This is a genomic window from Pseudomonas sp. IT-P260 (assembly GCF_949768395.1).
GTDB lineage: Bacteria > Pseudomonadota > Gammaproteobacteria > Pseudomonadales > Pseudomonadaceae > Aquipseudomonas > Aquipseudomonas parakoreensis.
In genome coordinates this window covers 108,875-126,912 of sequence record NZ_CATKPO010000039.1, presented here as the reverse complement: position 1 = coordinate 126,912, position 18,038 = coordinate 108,875, and the positions used below count along the sequence as shown (strand labels likewise).

18 protein-coding genes are annotated in these 18,038 nt (G+C 60.2%); 2 read left to right on the top strand and 16 right to left on the bottom strand.

Features of this window, described 5'->3' with window-relative positions; genetic code table 11:
* Together ACM6HV_RS17115 and leuA are read left to right on the top strand one after the other, a co-directional pair.
* On the top strand, window positions 1-825 hold the full coding sequence (locus tag ACM6HV_RS17115; RefSeq protein ID WP_145594780.1) for a peptidoglycan DD-metalloendopeptidase family protein: 825 nt from the start codon (window positions 1-3) through the stop codon (window positions 823-825).
* A gap of 462 nt (window positions 826-1,287) precedes the next feature.
* Entirely contained in the window at window positions 1,288-2,967 is a 1,680-nt protein-coding gene (leuA, locus tag ACM6HV_RS17110; RefSeq protein ID WP_027612129.1) for a 2-isopropylmalate synthase, read from the top strand.
* A gap of 176 nt (window positions 2,968-3,143) precedes the next feature.
* Here the strand turns inward: leuA and ACM6HV_RS17105 are convergent, their stop codons facing one another.
* The 16 genes from ACM6HV_RS17105 to iscA form a co-directional block, all read right to left on the bottom strand.
* Window positions 3,144-3,935, bottom strand: a complete 792-nt coding sequence (locus tag ACM6HV_RS17105; RefSeq protein WP_047296332.1) for an amidohydrolase — start codon at window positions 3,933-3,935, stop codon at window positions 3,144-3,146.
* The gene (locus tag ACM6HV_RS17100; protein ID WP_414904823.1) at window positions 3,923-5,071 is read right to left on the bottom strand and encodes a pyridoxal phosphate-dependent aminotransferase; all 1,149 of its coding nucleotides are present in this window, start codon (window positions 5,069-5,071) and stop codon (window positions 3,923-3,925) included. The genes ACM6HV_RS17105 and ACM6HV_RS17100 overlap by 13 nt, the downstream gene beginning before the upstream one ends.
* A gap of 248 nt (window positions 5,072-5,319) precedes the next feature.
* Window positions 5,320-6,789, bottom strand: a complete 1,470-nt coding sequence (gene der / locus ACM6HV_RS17095; protein ID WP_414904822.1) for a ribosome biogenesis GTPase Der — start codon at window positions 6,787-6,789, stop codon at window positions 5,320-5,322.
* Window positions 6,790-6,924: 135 nt separating this feature from the next.
* Window positions 6,925-8,076: an outer membrane protein assembly factor BamB gene (gene bamB, locus ACM6HV_RS17090; protein ID WP_198759831.1), complete on the bottom strand. Its 1,152-nt coding sequence runs from the start codon at window positions 8,074-8,076 to the stop codon at window positions 6,925-6,927.
* Window positions 8,069-8,710, bottom strand: coding sequence for a tetratricopeptide repeat protein (locus ACM6HV_RS17085; protein WP_003227886.1), 642 nt, complete (start codon window positions 8,708-8,710; stop codon window positions 8,069-8,071). The genes bamB and ACM6HV_RS17085 overlap by 8 nt, the downstream gene beginning before the upstream one ends.
* Before the next feature lie 41 nt (window positions 8,711-8,751).
* Window positions 8,752-10,041, bottom strand: coding sequence for a histidine--tRNA ligase (gene hisS / locus ACM6HV_RS17080; RefSeq protein ID WP_003227887.1), 1,290 nt, complete (start codon window positions 10,039-10,041; stop codon window positions 8,752-8,754).
* 36 nt (window positions 10,042-10,077) lie between these two features.
* Window positions 10,078-11,187: a flavodoxin-dependent (E)-4-hydroxy-3-methylbut-2-enyl-diphosphate synthase gene (ispG, locus tag ACM6HV_RS17075; RefSeq protein ID WP_025109215.1), complete on the bottom strand. Its 1,110-nt coding sequence runs from the start codon at window positions 11,185-11,187 to the stop codon at window positions 10,078-10,080.
* 3 nt (window positions 11,188-11,190) lie between these two features.
* Complete coding sequence (locus ACM6HV_RS17070; protein ID WP_414904821.1) at window positions 11,191-12,225, bottom strand: RodZ domain-containing protein; 1,035 nt, start codon at window positions 12,223-12,225, stop codon at window positions 11,191-11,193.
* The gene (gene pilW, locus ACM6HV_RS17065; RefSeq protein WP_086791709.1) at window positions 12,225-12,983 is read right to left on the bottom strand and encodes a type IV pilus biogenesis/stability protein PilW; all 759 of its coding nucleotides are present in this window, start codon (window positions 12,981-12,983) and stop codon (window positions 12,225-12,227) included. Before pilW ends, ACM6HV_RS17070 begins: the two co-directional genes overlap by 1 nt.
* Window positions 12,984-12,995: 12 nt before the next feature.
* The gene (gene rlmN, locus ACM6HV_RS17060; RefSeq protein ID WP_086791708.1) at window positions 12,996-14,144 is read right to left on the bottom strand and encodes a 23S rRNA (adenine(2503)-C(2))-methyltransferase RlmN; all 1,149 of its coding nucleotides are present in this window, start codon (window positions 14,142-14,144) and stop codon (window positions 12,996-12,998) included.
* 28 nt (window positions 14,145-14,172) lie between these two features.
* Window positions 14,173-14,598 (bottom strand): nucleoside-diphosphate kinase, encoded by a 426-nt coding sequence (gene ndk / locus ACM6HV_RS17055; RefSeq protein WP_003227894.1) that lies wholly within the window; start codon window positions 14,596-14,598, stop codon window positions 14,173-14,175.
* An 88-nt stretch (window positions 14,599-14,686) separates the two neighbouring features.
* A complete protein-coding gene (iscX, locus tag ACM6HV_RS17050; RefSeq protein ID WP_008084655.1) occupies window positions 14,687-14,887 on the bottom strand; it encodes a Fe-S cluster assembly protein IscX in 201 nt (66 codons plus the stop codon).
* Between the two features lie 14 nt (window positions 14,888-14,901).
* On the bottom strand, window positions 14,902-15,243 hold the full coding sequence (fdx, locus tag ACM6HV_RS17045) for an ISC system 2Fe-2S type ferredoxin (RefSeq protein WP_041071821.1): 342 nt from the start codon (window positions 15,241-15,243) through the stop codon (window positions 14,902-14,904).
* Complete coding sequence (hscA, locus tag ACM6HV_RS17040) at window positions 15,243-17,108, bottom strand: Fe-S protein assembly chaperone HscA (RefSeq protein WP_414904820.1); 1,866 nt, start codon at window positions 17,106-17,108, stop codon at window positions 15,243-15,245. The genes fdx and hscA overlap by 1 nt, the downstream gene beginning before the upstream one ends.
* A 51-nt stretch (window positions 17,109-17,159) precedes the next feature.
* Window positions 17,160-17,681 (bottom strand): co-chaperone HscB, encoded by a 522-nt coding sequence (gene hscB / locus ACM6HV_RS17035; RefSeq protein WP_003227901.1) that lies wholly within the window; start codon window positions 17,679-17,681, stop codon window positions 17,160-17,162.
* An 8-nt stretch (window positions 17,682-17,689) separates the two neighbouring features.
* Complete coding sequence (gene iscA / locus ACM6HV_RS17030) at window positions 17,690-18,013, bottom strand: iron-sulfur cluster assembly protein IscA (RefSeq protein ID WP_003227904.1); 324 nt, start codon at window positions 18,011-18,013, stop codon at window positions 17,690-17,692.
* Between the last annotated feature and the right edge of the window lie 25 nt (window positions 18,014-18,038).

The window sequence follows — 18,038 nt, the reverse complement described above, 5'->3', positions numbered from 1 at the left end:
ATGCCGCGTTTTTTCGCTCCGTTATTGCTGCTGTGCCTGACCGCTTTCAATGCCCACGCCGACAGCTACATCACCCGTCTGCTGAACAAACCGGTGCCGGGCGGCGTGGCGGTGGTTGATCTGGGCAACGCCGCGCAGGCACCGAAAGCCACCTATCAAGGCAAACCGGTGCTGGTGGTCAAGGAACAGAACAACTGGCTGGCGATTGTCGGCGTACCGCTGACGGTCAAACCCGGCAGCCAGCAGATCAGCAGTGGCGGGCGCAATCTGCCGTTCACCGTCGGCAACAAGAAATACCCGGAACAGCACATCACCCTGAAGAACACTCAGCAGGTCAATCCGAATCCGGCCAATCTCAAGCGCATCGAGGGTGAGCTGGCCGAGCAGATCAAGGCTTACCGCAGTTTCAGCCCGAACACCCCGAGCAACCTGTTGCTGGACAAACCGGTCAACGGGCCGCTGTCGAGCAAGTTCGGCGTGCGCCGCTTCTTCAATGGCGAAGAGCGCAACCCGCACGCTGGCCTCGACTTTGCGGTGCCGGCGGGCACGCCGATCAAGACCCCGGCGGCGGGCAAAGTGATCCTCACCGGCAACTACTTCTTCAACGGCAACACGGTGTTTGTCGATCACGGGCAGGGCTTTATCAGCATGTTCTGCCACATGTCGAAAATCGATGTGAAGGTCGGCGATCAACTGGCCCGTGGTGCAGTGGTTGGCAAGGTCGGCTCGACCGGGCGGGCGACCGGGCCGCACATGCACTGGAACATCAGCCTGAACGATGCGCGGGTGGATCCGGCGATTTTCATTGGTGCATTCCAACCTTAAATATGTGTTGAGGCGACCGGCCACTTCGCGAGCAGGCTCGCTCCCACACTGGATCTTATTCACAACAAAGATCCCTGTGGGAGCGAGCCTGCTCGCGAAGGCGGCTTACAAAACACCGCCATACTCAATGAATCTTCAAAAAAACAATTGCGCCCCAATCTAACCTCACGCAAACATCAATAAGATCCACCGCCTTAGGCGCAATAAAATCCTGCATAACCCCGCTTTTCGAGTATTCCTCTCAATTTTTTTCGACTGCTTGCCATCCTCTCCCCTCGCGGTTAGGGTTGAAGGCATGAAAACCTCTCACACCCTTATTCAGCTTCGCCAGCACCGCAGTCTGTGCCTCGTCAGCGCACGACTGCCGGGCTGAATCGCTGCGCCTCGTCCCAAGCGTTTTCCCGAACATTCGTTCCACCGGCAGGCCGCCTCTTTTCGGCCCAGACAATAAGGATTTTCCCGATGAGCATGCTCAAAGACCCGTCTTCGAAATACCGCGCGTTTCCCGTCATCAACTTGCCGGATCGCACCTGGCCGTCGAAAACCATCGACGCCGCGCCGATCTGGTGCAGCTCCGACCTGCGTGACGGCAACCAGTCGCTGATCGAGCCAATGGACGCGGTGAAAAAGCTGCGCTTCTGGAAAACCCTCGTGCAGGTCGGCGTGAAGGAAATCGAGGCCTCGTTCCCGGCCGCTTCGCAGACCGACTTCGACTTCGTGCGTACCCTGATCGAAGAAGGCCACATCCCGGACGACACCACCATTCAGGTGCTGACCCAGGGCCGTGAAGACTTGATCGAGCGCACCTTCGAATCCCTGCGCGGGGCGAAGAAAGCCATCGTTCACCTGTACAACGCCACCTCGCCGTCCTTCCGTCGCATCGTCTTCAACCAGGACAAGGACGGCATCAAGGCCATCGCGGTCAACGCCGCCAAGCTGTTCGTCAAATACGCAGCCATGCAGCCGGACACCGAGTGGACCTTCGAATACTCGCCGGAAACCTTCAGCGCCACCGAGCTGGAATTCGCCAAGGAAGTCTGTGACGCAGTGATCGAGGTCTGGAATCCGACGCCTGAGCACAAGATGATCCTCAACCTGCCAGCCACTGTTGAATGCGCGACGCCGAACGTCTATGCCGACCAGATCGAATGGTTCGGCCGCAACATCAACCGTCGTGACAGCGTGATCATCAGCCTGCACACCCACAACGACCGTGGCACCGGCGTCGCCGCCACCGAGCTGGGCCTGATGGCCGGCGCGGATCGCGTCGAAGGCTGCCTGTTCGGCAACGGCGAGCGCACCGGTAACGTCGACCTCGTTACTGTCGCACTGAACATGTACACCCAGGGCGTTGACCCTGAGCTGGACTTCTCCGACATCGACGGCGTGCGCAAAGTCGTCGAAGAGTGCAACCAGATTCAGGTGCACCCGCGTCATCCGTACGTCGGCGACCTGGTCCACACCGCCTTCTCCGGCTCGCACCAGGACGCGATCCGCAAGGGCTTCGCCCAGCAGAAACCGGACACCCTGTGGGAAGTGCCGTACCTGCCGATCGACCCGGCCGACATCGGCCGCAGCTACGAGGCGGTGATTCGCGTCAACAGCCAGTCGGGCAAGGGCGGCATCGCCTACTTGCTGGAGCAGGAATACGGCATCAGCCTGCCACGTCGCATGCAGATCGAGTTCAGCCAGGTGGTGCAGCGTGAAACCGACCGCCTCGGCCTGGAGATGACCGCCAAGCAGATCCACTCGCTGTTGATCAGCGAATACCTGCAAGCCAACACCCCGTACGCGCTGGTCAGCCATCGCCTGCAGGAAGAAAACGGCAACAGTGCCGTCGAAGTGGAAGTGGCGAGCAAGGGTCAGGGCGAAACCAACCTGCACTGGCGCGGCAAGGGCAACGGTGCGCTGGAAGCCTTGGTGGCCGGCCTGCCGATCCCGGTGGAAATCATGGACTACAACGAACACGCGATCGGCGCGGGCACCAACGCCAAGGCAGCGGCTTACATCGAGCTGCGCGTGAACGGTGAACGTGCGGTGCACGGTGTGGGCATTGATGAAAACATTACCACCGCCAGCTTCAAGGCGCTGTTCAGTGCCCTGAACCGCTCGCTGAGCCAACCTGAGGCGAAAGCAGCTTAAGCCTTCGCTGACATGCAAAAGGCCCCGGAGTGTGAACGCCGGGGCCTTTTTTTGCCTGATGCTTTTTTACTGACTTTTATGGCGCCTTCGCGAGCAGGCTCGCTCCCACATTTGGAATGCATTTCCCTGTGGGAGCGAGCTTGCTCGCGAAGGCGTCCTGACAGGCGCTGCGAGTATCAAGTGAACTCGAAGGTATCCGCATCCAGATTCGCCGGAAAGCGCTCGCGATACGCCGCCAGAGGTGCCGCTTCCAGCACTGCTTTGAACACGCCGTCCGCCTCCCCCGCCGCCAGCAAGGTCTCGCCCTGGAAATCCAGCACCTGACTGTCGCCGGTATAGGCAAAGCCCTTGCCGTCGGTGCCGATCCGGTTCACCGCCGCCACGTAGCACAGGTTTTCGATCGCCCGCGCCGGCAGCAAGCGGTTCCAGTGCAGACGCCGTGCGCCCGGCCAATTGGCGGTGTACAGCAGCAGATCGGTGTCCTGCGCATCGCGACTCCACACCGGGAAACGCAGGTCGTAGCAAATCAGCGGCCGAATCCGCCAGCCCTTGAGCTCGAACTGCACCTGACGCTCGCCGGGCGTGTAGTGATTGTGCTCACCCGCCATACGGAACAGGTGGCGCTTGTCGTAATGCCAGACTTCGCCGTCCGGGCGTGCCCACAGCAGGCGGTTGCGATGGCTGCCATCCGCCGCCTGAATGATCACGCTGCCGGTGATCACTGCATTGAGCTTCGCGGCCTGCGCCTTCATCCATTTGCGGGTCGGGCCATGCTCGGCTTCGGCGAGGGTCTCCGATGCCATGGAGAAACCGGTGGTGAACATCTCCGGCAGGATGATCAGATCCGCGCCTCGGGCCTGCTCCAACAGCACGTCGAAGTGCTCAAGGTTGGCCTGACGGTCATGCCAGGCGAGGCTGGTCTGGATCAGCGCCAGATTGAGATCGGGCAACGCACTCAGATCACGCATAGTTTTGCCGCTGCCTCGCGCAGCGTCTCCTCGCGTTTGGCAAAGCACAGGCGCACCAGGCGCTGGCCTTGCGGTGCATTCTGGTAGAACACCGACACCGGAATGCTCGCCACGCCATGTTCGCGGGTCATCCAGATCGCCATGTCGACGTCGTTCAAATCGGGGCGAATCTGCGAGTAGTCGACCAGCTGGAAATACGTGCCGGTAACGCGGGTGAAGGTGAAGCGCGACGGCGCCAGCAAATCGCAAAACAGGTCGCGCTTGGCCTGATAGAAGCCCGGCAGCTCTTCAACGTGTTCCGGGTGCTCGGCCATGTAATCGGCCAAGGCGTATTGCAGCGGCGTCACGCCGCAGAAACTGACGTACTGGTGCACCTTGCGCAGCTCGGCGGTCAGCGCCGGGGGCGCAACCACGTAGCCGGTTTTCCAGCCGGTGACGTGATAGGTCTTGCCGAACGAACTGACCACAAACGCACGCTGATACAGCTCTTCGTGGGCTAACACGCTGACATGCGGCACGCCGTCGAACATCAGGTGTTCGTAGACTTCATCGCTGATCAGGTAGATGTCCCGACCACGGATCAACTCTGCCAGTTGATCCAGCTCGGCACGGCTGATCAGTGCACCGCTCGGGTTATGCGGGGTATTGATGACGATCATTTTCGTGCGCGGGCTGAGGGCCGCGGCGAGCTTGTCAAAATCGATGGAAAAGTCGACCGGGTTCAGTTGCACATGCACGCAGCGACCACCCGCCAACTGCGTCGCCGGCTCATAGCTGTCGTAGCACGGGTCGAACACGATGACTTCGTCGCCGCTGTGGATAACCGCCTGAATCGCACAGAAGATCGCTTGGGTCGCACCCGGCGTGACGGTCACTTCGCTGTCGGCATCGACTTTCACGCCATAGCTGCGCGCGATTTTCGCCGCGATCTGCTCGCGCAGCGCCGGCAGGCCGGTCATCGGTGAATATTGGTTGTGGCCGCTGGCGATATGCCGACCGACCGCGTCACGCAGGGACTGCGGGCCGTCGAAATCAGGAAAACCCTGGGACAGGTTGATCGCTCCGGTCTGCGCCGCGAGCTGAGACATCTGCGTGAAAATAGTGATGCCGACGTTCGGCAACTTACTGGTGATCATCGAGGGGTTCCCTGCTCTACACCCGGCTCTGACGGCGGCGCGGGAGAGCCCGAGAATAGCCCATCCGGCGCCCATAAAAAAAGGGCGCTCAACTGAGCACCCTTCTTATCGCCGAACCCTGTAGGAGCTGCCGCAGGCTGCGATCTTTTGATCTTGCCTTCAAAGCAAAGTCAAAAGATCGCAGGCTTCGCCAGCTCCTACACAAGCGGTTGAGCATTCCCACACAATTGTGGGAACAATCAACTTGATCACTTCTTGTCGCGGCGTTTCTTGCTGGCTTTCTTGTTGTGCGACATCAAACGACGCTTCTTGTTGACCTGGCGGTCGGTCAGCGTGTTCTTGTTGCCTTCGTACGGGTTCTCGCCGCCCTTGAACTCGATGCGGATCGGCGTACCGACCAGCTTCAGCACACGGCGGTAAGTATTCTCCAGATAGCGCACATACGACTTCGGCACTTTCTCGATCTGGTTACCGTGGATCACGATGATCGGCGGGTTCGCACCACCCAGGTGAGCGTAACGCAGCTTGATCCGGCGGCTGTTGACCATCGGCGGCTGGTGCTCGCTGACCGCGTCTTCGAGAATCTGCGTCAGGCGGCTGGTCGGCCAGCGGGTAACCGCGGACTTGAACGAGTTCTGCACCGAGGCGTAGAGGTTGCCCACGCCAGTACCGTGCAGCGCCGAGATGAAGTGAATGTCGGCGAAGTCGACGAAGAACAGCCGACGTTGCAGCTCGACCTTCACAAAGTCGCGCTCGCTCGGGGTCATGCCGTCCCATTTGTTGATCGCGATCACCAGCGCACGACCGGCTTCAAGGGCAAAGCCCAGCAGGTTGAGGTCGTGATCGACCACACCTTCGCGGGCGTCCATCACGAAGATCACCACGTTGGCGTCTTTGATCGCCTGCAGGGTTTTGACCACGGAGAATTTTTCGACTTCTTCGTGGATCTTGCCGCGCTTGCGCACACCGGCGGTGTCGATCAGCGTGTACTTCTCGTCGTTACGCTCGAACGGGATGTAGATACTGTCGCGGGTGGTGCCGGGCTGGTCGTAGACGATGACGCGGTCTTCACCGAGCATGCGGTTGACCAGAGTCGACTTGCCGACGTTCGGACGGCCGATGATGGCGATCTTGATCCCGTCTTTTTCGCTCGGGCCAGGAATGCGCTTGGCTTCCTCACCTTCGGCGACGATCTCTTCTTCGCCTTCCTGCGGCTCGTCTTCGTCACGCGGGAAATCGCTCAGTGCCGCTTCCAGCAGTTGAGTGATACCACGGCCGTGAGCACCGGCGATCGGGATCGCGTGGCCCATGCCCAGCGGGGCGAATTCAGCGCGGGCCATTTCCGGGTCGATGTTGTCGACCTTGTTGGCGACCACGTGGGAACGCTTGTTACGCTTGCGCAAGTGTTCGGCGATCATCTGGTCGGCGGCGGTAAAACCGGCCTTGGCATCTACCAGGAACAGCACAACATCCGCTTCTTCAATGGCCAGCAGCGACTGCTCGGCCATTTTTTCGTCCATACCGTGTTCGTCACCGGAGATACCGCCGGTGTCGATCAGAATGTAGGAACGCCCTTGCCACTTGGCCTCACCGTACTGGCGATCACGGGTCAGACCGGACAAGTCGCCGACGATGGCGTCGCGAGTCCTGGTCAGGCGGTTGAACAAGGTGGATTTGCCGACGTTCGGTCGGCCCACCAGGGCGATTACGGGAACCATGCGGCTCTCCACTTCGTTATTTCAGAAAATACAAAAGCCGCTGCGAGGCAGCGGCTGGTGCTCGGGGCAACGCCGGTTAGCGCTGCAAGCCCCGGAAATCCGGGGCCGCTTGGGGGTTAACCCCAAGCATAGTTGTTACTTGATGGTCAGGGCTTCCAGTTTGCCGCTGTTGCCATACACATAGATCGTGTTGCCCACCACCAGCGGACGGGCACGCAGGCCGTCACTGTCGATGCGCTCACGACCCACAAAACGACCGTCCACCTGGCTCAACAGGTGCAGGTAACCTTCCAGGTCACCGACGGCTACGTAACTGGAGAACACTTCCGGAGCCGACAGCTGGCGGCGAGCCAGCGAGTCGTTGCTCCACAGTGCAGTGGTCGAACGCTCGTCAACGCCTTCAACGGTGCCCGAAGACAGGCTCACGTAAACGTTGCCGAAACCCTGGGCAACACCGGCGTAGCTCGATGCATCGCGCTGCCAGAGTTGACGGCCACTTTGCAGATCGAGTGCCGCGACGCGGCCCTGATAGCTGGCGACGTAAAGGGTTTCACCGGACAGCAGCAGACCGCCGTCGATATCGACCACGCGTTCCAGTTCCGAACGACCGGTTGGAATCGCAACGCGCTGCTCCCAGACCGGCACGCCGTTGGAAATGTCCAGGGCAACCACTTTACCGGTCGACAGGCCAGCCACCGCGAGGCGATTGGTCACGACGGGTGCGCTGGTGCCGCGCAGGGTCAATACCGCAGGAGTGCTGTCATAGGTCCAGCGACGGTTGCCAGTGGCAGCGTCCAGGCCGATCAGACGATCGTCCTGAGTCTGCACCACGACAACGTCACCGTTGTTGGCCGGCGGCGCGAGGACTTCGCTGGAAACCCGGGCGCGCCACTTCTCTTCGCCGTTGATGGCGTCGAGGGCAACGATTTCACCCTTGAGGGTACCGATCGTGACCAGACCGTAACCCACGCCAACGGCGCCGGAAACAGGCAGTTCAAGATCTTTTTTCCACTTCACGTCGCCATTGCCGCGATCCATGGCCATAACAATGCCGGTCACATCGGCCGCGTAGATGGTGTCACCATCGATCGCCGGAACCAGCATGTTGTAGGTTTCGCCCTGACCGTCACCGATCGAACGGCTCCACTGCTTTTGCAGAACCACTTCTTCTTTGAAGTCGGTCAGCTCGGCCGGTGGCAGTTCTTTTTTGCTGTTGCTGCTGCAACCCGCGGCCAGAATGGCCAGAGCCAGCAATGCTGCATGCTTCCAACGGATCACGTCACGCATCCCCTTTGGCCAGGTCGTCGAGCTTTATTTGAAGGCCACCGACTGCCGCTTCATCCGACAGTGCCGCCTTGGCTTTTTGATACGCGGTGTTCGCCTCGTCGGTACGACCCAACTGAACCAGCAAGTCACCCTTGAGTTCTTCGCGAGTGGCCAGGAACGCCTTATCGGCATCGCCGTCGAGCAGCTTCAGAGCTTCATCAGCCTTGTTCTGCGCACCCAGCACCTGAGCCAGACGTTGACGGGCGATTTCGCCCAGCGCCGGGTTGGCCGGTTTGGCAACGATGGCCTTGAGCTCGGTGGCGGCGTCGTCCAGCTTGCCGCTGTCGACCGCTACCTTGGCCACGAACAGGCTGCCGTACTGCGCGTACGCGGTGCCGCCGAATTCGCTGTTGAGCTTGCCGGCCAGGTCCGCAACGCGTGCAGCGTCAGGCTTGCCATCCGGGGTCAGCGTGGTTTCCAGCAGTTGCTGATAGAGCACCGAGGCGCCTTGCGACTGGTTGCTCTGATACTTGTGATAAGCCTGCCAGCCGAACACGATGACCAGCGCCAACAGGCCGCCGGTGACCAGAGGTTTGCCGTTGCGTGTCCACCAGTCCTTCAAATCCGCCAACTGTTCGTCTTCGGTACTCGACACCCCAATACTCCTTAATCGCTAAATCGGCTGTTTGGACAGCTTCAACCCTGCACGACGCAGGTGGCCAGGTGAGCGGCAAGCGCATCCCAGGCAATGCTTTGTTGTTCGCCCTGGCCACGCAGGGGTTTGAAACCTACCACTTGCTGGGCCATTTCGTCGTCACCCAGGATCAGTGCATACAGCGCACCGCTCTTGTCGGCTTTCTTGAACTGGCTTTTGAAGCTGCCGGCGCCGGCATTGACTTGCAGACGCAGGTTTGGAAGCTGGTCACGCACCCGCTCGGCCAGGGCCAGACCGGCCAGTTCGGCCTGCTCGCCAAAGGCGCAGAGGTAGACGTCGACCTGACGGGAGATTTCTTCCGGGATCTGCTCCAGGGTTTCGAGCATCAACACCAGACGCTCGATGCCCATGGCAAAACCGACGCCAGCGGTCGGCTTGCCGCCCATCTGCTCGACCAGACCGTCGTAACGACCGCCCGCGCAGACAGTGCCCTGGGCGCCGAGCTTGTCGGTGACCCATTCGAATACGGTTTTGCTGTAGTAATCGAGGCCGCGCACCAGTTTCGGGTTGAGCACGTACGGGATGCCAACCGCGTCCAGACGCGCCTTCAGACCTTCGAAGTGCGCACGGGACTCGTCGTCCAGGTAGTCGGCCATTTTCGGCGCATCGACCAATACCGCCTGAGTGTCGGCATTTTTGGTGTCGAGCACGCGCAGCGGGTTGGTTTTCAGGCGACGCTGGCTGTCTTCGTCGAGCTTGTCGTGGTGCGCCGAGAGGTACTCGACCAGCGCTTCACGATAGCGACCACGGGACTCGCTGGTGCCCAGGCTGTTGAGTTCGAGCTTGACCGCATCACGGATACCCAGCTCGCCCCACAGGCGCCAGGTCATGATGATCAGCTCGGCATCGATGTCCGGGCCGTCGAGGTTGAACACTTCCAGACCGATCTGGTGGAACTGGCGATAACGGCCTTTCTGCGGACGCTCGTGACGGAACATCGGGCCGATGTACCAGAGTTTCTGCACCTGGCCACCGCCGGTGATGCCGTGCTCGAGCACCGCACGCACACACGCTGCGGTGCCTTCCGGACGCAGGGTCAGGGAGTCGCCGTTGCGATCTTCGAAGGTGTACATCTCTTTTTCGACGATGTCGGTCACTTCACCGATCGAGCGCTTGAACAGCTCGGTGAATTCAACGATTGGCATGCGGATCTGCTTGTAACCGTAGTTATCCAGCAGACGCGCGACTGTACCCTCGAAATAACGCCACAGCGGGGTCTGTTCGGGCAGGATGTCGTTCATGCCACGAATGGCTTGCAGAGACTTGCTCACTTTAAATCCTTAAATTCGTTCGGCACTTCAGTCAGGTCAGCCGCGCGCGATGACCGCTGCGTCAGCTTCGACCTTCTCGGCCGCTTTCTCGCGGATCAGCTTTTCCAGCTCGTCCACCAGATTGTCATTCGTCAGTTTCTGCGACGGCTTGCCGTCGATGTAAATCAGGTTTGGCGTGCCGCCGGTCAAGCCGATATGGGCTTCCTTGGCTTCGCCGGGGCCGTTGACCACGCAACCGATCACCGCGACATCCAGCGGCACCAGCAGGTCTTCAAGGCGCCCTTCCAGCTCGTTCATGGTCTTGACCACATCGAAGTTCTGCCGCGAGCAGCTCGGGCAGGCGATGAAGTTGATGCCACGGGAACGCAGATGCAGAGACTTGAGAATGTCGTAACCGACCTTCACTTCCTCGACCGGATCAGCCGCCAGCGAGATGCGGATAGTATCGCCAATCCCCTCGGCGAGCAGCATACCTAGGCCCACGGCGGATTTCACTGTGCCCGAACGCAAACCACCGGCTTCAGTAATGCCCAGGTGCAGCGGCTGGACGATTTCCTTGGCCAGCAGACGGTAGGCTTCAACGGCCATGAACACGTCGGAGGCTTTCACGCTGACCTTGAAATCCTGGAAATTCAGGCGTTCGAGGTGCTCGACGTGACGCAGCGCGGACTCGACCAGTGCAGCCGGAGTCGGTTCGCCGTATTTCTTCTGCAGGTCTTTTTCCAGGGAACCGGCGTTGACGCCGATGCGGATTGGAATCCCGCGGTCACGGGCGGCATCGACCACCGCGCGCACACGGTCTTCACGACCGATGTTGCCCGGGTTGATGCGCAGGCAGTCAACACCCAGTTCGGCGACGCGCAGCGCGATCTTGTAGTCGAAGTGGATGTCGGCAACCAGCGGCACCTTGACCAGTTGCTTGATCTTGCCAAACGCCTCGGCGGCGTCCATGTCCGGCACCGAAACGCGGACGATGTCGACGCCAGCCGCTTCCAGACGATTGATCTGGGCAACGGTGGCCGCCACATCATTGGTGTCGCTGTTGGTCATGCTCTGCACAGCGATGGGCGCATCGCCGCCAACAGGCACGTTACCGACCCAGATCTTGCGCGAAACGCGACGTTTGATTGGAGATTCGCCGTGCATGACTTATTGACCCAACTTCAGGCGAGCAGTCTCGCCACTGGTGAACGGAGCGATATCGACCGGTTGGCCGTTGTAGCTGACCTGTGCGGCACGAGCCACACCCAGGCGTACCGCCAGTGGCGGCTTGCCGGAAACCGAGACGCTGTCGCCTTTGTGTTTCAGACCGCTGAACAGCACCTTGCCGCGACCGTCGGTGACCTGTGCCCAGCAATCGGCGGTGAACTGCAATTGTACCTGGCCATCGCCGGCCGCCGGAGCAGCCGCTTCTGCGGTTGGCGCTGGAGTGGCCGCAACCACTGGCGCAGTCACGGTCGGTGCCGGAGCAGCCGGAACGTTCGGTGCAGGTGTAGCCGGAGTGGCGACCACCGGGGCCGGAGTATGAGTCGGGGCGGCTGGCGTTACGGCCGGTGCTGCTGGAGCCGCGGCCGGAGCGGCAGGCTCGGCACCGGTCGATTCAGCGGTGGTTTCCGACTGTGGCAGCGCCAGAGCGGTCGCGCCCTCGGACTGACCTTCGGCCACGGCCTGGTCTTCCGGCTCGTCGATCGGGTGAATCTGCGTGGTGCCGTCGGCGCCTTCGACTTCAACGTGCTCCGGGGCGAGGCTGGTCAAATCCTTGGTGCGCAGCGAGGTCTGATCCTGCCACCAGACGAAACCGCCGCCGATGACCGCAATCAGCAACAGCAGGCTGACGATCCGCAAAATGGTGTGGGATACCCGCACCGGCTCTTCAATACGACCCAGTGCATGCACATTGCTGCCTTGTGAGTCAGTGCCGGTGGACTGGTCGAACTGCTGGACCAGAACGGTCTGGTCCATGCCGAGCAATTTGGCATAAGCGCGAATGTAGCCACGAGCGAAAGTATGCCCCGGCAGCTTGTCGAAAGCGCCAGCCTCAAGATTGCTCAGGGAAGTCACGGTGAGGTTGAGCTTGAGGGCCACTTCGGCCAGCGACCAGCCATTGCTTTCGCGTGCCTGGCGCAAGGTCTCACCGGGATTAACGCGAGTCGCTGCTACAACTTCGGGATGCGCCGCTTTCATCATTGCTCCGACAGGTATTGCTGATATTCCGGCGTACCGGGATAGAGTCGTTTTAATTGCAGGCCGTAACTGGCGGCCTTGTCGCGATCTTCAAACACTTTTGCCAGCCGAACGCCGAGCAATAGACTACGTGCATTTTGCTCGGTTAGCAGGCTGAAACGGTCGTAATAGTCACGCGCGGGCACATAATGCCTGTCTTCGAAGGACAACTCAGCCATTTCCAGCAAAGCGCGCGGTTGTTGACGGTTCAGCCGCAGGGCTTTTTCCAGTTGCTGCTGCGCCAGATCCCGCTGCCCGAGCTTCGAGGCGGTCATGCCGAGGTTCTCGAAAACCCGCGAACGCTCAGGATACAGGGTATCGGCGGCTGCCTGCTCAAATCGCTCGTAGGCTTCCTTGTAACGCTGTTCTTCGTAGAGAAAACTGCCGTAGTTATTGAGGATACGTGCATCGGCGGGACGCGAGGACAGGGCTTTGCGGAAATGCTCATCGGCCAGTTTCGGCTCCATTTCGGCCTGAAACACCAGCCCGAGGGCAGCATTGGCATCAGGATCGGAGCCGTCCAGCTCCAGCGCCTTCTTCAGCGGCACCTTGGCGCGCTCGGTCATCCCTTGCTGCAAGTATCCCAGTCCCAGCTGCACGTAGGCGGCACGCGCTTCGTCGCGGCCCTTGCTGGTCTTCATCGGGTTGTAGTCACCCGACAGGACACAACCAGCACACAGGCTGGCCATCAGCAACAGCAGCGCAAAGCGCAGGGACATAGAGATCCTCTCTTAGTTAGTGTTCGCGGCGTTCTGTGCCATATCGCTGTCGGCGCTCAACTCGCGCACGGCGATGTAACGTTCGCTGCGACGGGTGCGATCCAGCACCTGCCCTACCAATTGACCACATGCGGCGTCGATGTCTTCACCACGGGTGGTGCGGACAGTGACGTTAAAGCCGGCCTGATGCAACTGATCCTGGAACCGACGAATGGCATTGTTGCTCGGCCGCTCGTAACCGGAGTGCGGGAACGGGTTGAACGGAATCAGGTTGATCTTGCACGGAATGTCTTTGAGCAACTCGATCATTTCCACCGCGTGCTCAAGCTTGTCATTGACGTCCTTGAGCAAGGTGTACTCGATGGTCAGCACACGTTTCTCGCCCAGGGCGGACATGTAGCGCTGGCACGACTCGAGCAGCATCTTAAGCGGATATTTCTTGTTGATCGGCACCAATTGGTTACGCAATGCGTCATTCGGTGCGTGCAGGGACAACGCCAGGGAGACGTCGATGTGCTTGGCCAGCTCATCGATCATCGGCACCACGCCCGAAGTGGACAGGGTCACGCGGCGCTTGGAGATCCCGTAGCCCAGGTCATCCATCATCAGATGCATGGCGGCCACGACGTTGTCGAAGTTCAGCAGCGGTTCGCCCATGCCCATCATCACCACGTTGGTGATGGCGCGGTCGATGGTAGCCGGAACACTGCCGAAGGATTTGTTGGCAATCCACACCTGACCGATGACTTCGGCGGCGGTGAGGTTGCTGTTGAAGCCTTGCTTGCCGGTGGAGCAGAAACTGCAGTCCAGGGCACAGCCTGCCTGGGACGAAACGCACAGAGTGCCGCGTTTGCCCTGGGGAATGTACACGGTCTCGACACAGCTGCCGGACGCCACGCGCACCACCCACTTGCGGGTGCCGTCGCTGGAAATGTCCTCGCTGACCACTTCGGGACCACGGACCTCAGCAACAGCCTTGAGCTTTTCGCGCAAGGCCTTGCTGACGTTCGTCATGGCGTCGAAATCATCGACGCCAAAATGGTGAATCCATTTCATTACCTGACCGGCACGGAAACGCTTCTCCCCGATTGAGTCGAAGAATTTTTCCATTTCCGGCTGGGTCAGACCCAGCAGGTTTGTTTTCACAGTCGATGTCGTCATGGATTCACCTTCACTCTTTAAGCAATGCTTAGCGAGTGGTTACTTCAGTAGCTGCGAAGAAGTACGAGATTTCGCGAGCAGCAGCGGCTTCGGAGTCCGAACCGTGAACCGCGTTGGCGTCGATCGACTCGGCGAAGTCAGCACGGATGGTGCCGGCAGCCGCTTCTTTAGGGTTGGTAGCGCCCATCAGCTCACGGTTGCGAGCGATAGCGTTTTCGCCTTCCAGAACCTGGACAACCACTGGACCGGAGATCATGAAAGCAACCAGGTCACCGAAGAAACCGCGCTCTTTGTGCTCAGCGTAGAAGCCTTCAGCTTCGGCTTTGGACAGCTGCTTCATTTTCGAAGCAACCACTTTCAGACCAGCCTTTTCGAAACGGGTAACGATTTCGCCGGCAGCGCCTTTAGCAACGGCGTCAGGCTTGATGATGGAGAAAGTACGTTGAACAGCCATGGTGTAACTCCAGAAACAGTAATTTGCGAAAAATTAAACCCGCGAATTATACGCGGGTTCTTGGGTATTGCCTAACCTGCGAGGACGATCAGTCCAATTCTTCAGCCCAGAGCGTCTGAACCGCTTCCAACACTTTCTCGCCGACCCGGCCAGAGGTGTTGTCAAAATCCGGCAGCTCTTTGATCCATTGCTGCAGATCGACGAAATTGACAGAGAACGGGTCTACACCCGGCTTGGCTTCGGCCAATTCTTCTGCAATGCGTTGAACATCATTCCAACCGTAGCTCATGACAGTCTTACCAGTCAGTGCGGCGCTTCGGCCGCATGGTTAAGCGAATATTTCGGGATCTCGACGGTGAGATCTTCTTCACCAACGATAGCCTGACAGGCCAGGCGCGATTGCGCTTCCAGACCCCAGGCGCGATCGAGGAAGTCTTCTTCCAGTTCGTCGGCCTCTTCCAGCGAGTCGAAACCCTCGCGGATGATGCAGTGGCAAGTGGTGCAGGCGCAGACGCCGCCACAGGCACTTTCCATCTCGATGTGGTGCTCGTGAGCCAGCTCGAGAATCGAAGTGCCAGGCTCAGCCTCGACGACCATCCCTTCAGGGCAGAACTTCTCGTGGGGCAGAAAAATGACCTGCGGCATCAGATATCCTCGATTTCATTCAGATTGCGCCCCGACAGAGCGGCTTTCACCGTCAGATCCATGCGGCGGGCAGCAAAAGCATCGGTCACTTGCGACAGACGCTTGGTCTGTTGCTCGATGGCGTAACCATCGGTGCCTTTCATCAGTTCGGCCAGTTCCTGCATCTGCAACTCGATGACCATGCGCTCTTCGGCGTCGAGCAAGCGCTCGCCATCGGCCTCCAGAGCGCCCTGCACCGCCTCGATCAGACGCTGGGCATCGACTTGCTGCTCGCGCAGGACACGGGCGACCTTGTCGTCGTTGGCGTGCTGGAACGAGTCCTTGAGCATCTTGGCGATTTCACCGTCGGTCAGACCGTAGGACGGCTTGACCTGAATGCTCGCCTCAACGCCCGAACCCAGTTCGCGGGCAGACACGCTGAGCAGGCCATCGGCATCGACCTGAAAGGTCACGCGAATCTTCGCCGCACCAGCCACCATCGCCGGAATGCCGCGCAACTCGAAGCGTGCCAGGGAGCGGCAGTCGCTGATCAGCTCGCGCTCACCCTGCAGCACATGGATCGCCATGGCCGACTGACCGTCTTTATACGTAGTGAAGTCCTGCGCGCGGGCCACCGGAATGGTGGTGTTGCGCGGAATCACCTTCTCCATCAGCCCGCCCATGGTTTCCAGCCCCAGGGACAGTGGAATCACGTCGAGCAGCAACAGTTCGCCACCATCACGCTTGTTGCCAGCCAATGTATCCGCCTGGATCGCAGCCCCGATGGCCACCACTTGATCCGGGTCGATTTCGGTCAATGGCTGACGCCCGAAGGCTTCAGCAACGGCTTCACGTACACGTGGAACGCGGGTCGAACCGCCGACCATGACCACGGCATGCACGTCTTCCAGTTCGACACCGGAATCACGCACGGCGCGGCGGCAGGCTTTCAGGCTGCGGGCAACCATTGGCTCGATCAGCGCATCGAAGGCTTCGCGGGTCAGTTGCGCTTTCCAGTCACCGTAGGCAACTTCGACGCTGGCCGCATCAGTCAGGGCCTCTTTGGCCGCGCAGGCGGTTTGCAGCAGATTGCGTTGCGCGCCCGGGTCGAGATCGGCGGACAAGCCGGCGCTCTCGATGATCCAGCCAGCAATAGCGTGATCGAAGTCGTCGCCGCCCAGCGCGCTGTCGCCGCCGGTGGCCAGCACTTCGAATACACCGCCAGTCAAACGCAGAATCGAAATATCGAAGGTTCCGCCGCCCAGGTCGTAGATTGCGACCAGACCTTCGGCATGCTGATCAAGACCATACGCCACGGCGGCAGCGGTCGGCTCGTTGAGCAGGCGCAGCACGTTCAGACCGGCGAGTTTCGCCGCATCCTTGGTGGCCTGACGCTGAGCATCGTCGAAATACGCCGGAACAGTAATCACCGCACCGACCAGTTCGCCACCCAGGGTCGCTTCAGCACGCTGACGCAGCACCTTGAGGATGTCGGCGGAGACTTCGACCGGGCTTTTCGGGCCTTGCACGGTGTCGATGAACGGCATGTGCGATTCGCCACCGACAAAGCGGTACGGCAGTTGCTCGCCCAATTGTTTGACGTCGGACAGACCACGGCCCATCAGGCGCTTGACCGACAGCACAGTGTTCAAGGGATCGGAGGATGCGGCCAGCTTGGCCGACTCGCCAACCTCGACGCGGTCGGCGTGATAACGCACGGCGGACGGCAGGATGACCTGCCCGTCAGCGTCGGCCAGTGGTTCGGAAAGACCACTGCGCAACGCAGCGACCAGCGAATTGGTAGTGCCCAAGTCGATCCCCACAGCCAGACGACGCTGGTGCGGTTGAGGACTTTGGCCGGGTTCGGCGATCTGCAGTAGGGCCATCGTGATCAGGACTTATCTGTATATCAGGCGTGCGACCGGAGCGGCACTGGGTTAATCGTCGAGGCGCTCTTCTAACTGGCGCACTTCGTAGGTGAGCTTGTCGAGGAACTGCATGCGCCGCATCAGGCGTTCGGCCTGTTCGCGTTGCGCTGCATCATCCCAACAGGCTGCGAAGCTTTCGTTCAACTGTTCCTGAGCGACTTTCAAGCGACGCTTGAATACCGCGACACCGTCGAGGTCGGCGCTGTCCTGGAGGTCTTCGAGCTCTTCGCGCCACTGCATCTGCTGCAAGAGAAACTCGGGATCATGCACCGTGACTTCCATCGGCACTTCATGCCCACTGATGGTCAGCAGGTAACGTGCACGCTGGGCAGGACTCTTGAGCGTCTGGTAGGCATCATTGAGCCGCGCAGACTGCTCGAGCGCCGACCGCTGCTCGCGCTCGGAAGCGTCGGCAAAGCGGTCAGGATGAACACCGCGCGCCAACTCACGATAGCGCGTGGCCAACTGCTCGAGATCCAGGCGGAAGCTCGGTTGCAGCTCGAATAAAGCGAAATGACAAGGAATACCCACGACAAGCCTCAGATGTTGAAGCTTTCGCCGCAGCCACATTCACCGCGTACGTTGGGATTGTTGAACTTGAAGCCTTCGTTCAACCCTTCCTTGACGAAATCGAGCTCGGTGCCGTCCAGGTAGGCCAGGCTTTTCGGGTCGATGATCACTTTCTCGCCGTGACTTTCGAACACCTGATCCTCGGCAACCACCTCGTCGACAAACTCCAGCACGTAGGCAAGGCCGGAACAGCCTGTGGTGCGAACACCCAGACGAATCCCTTCACCTTTGCCGCGCCCGTCGAGGGAGCGTCGCACGTGTCGAGCAGCCGCTTCTGTCATGCTGATAGCCATCGTTGACTCCTTACTCGTCGCGCAA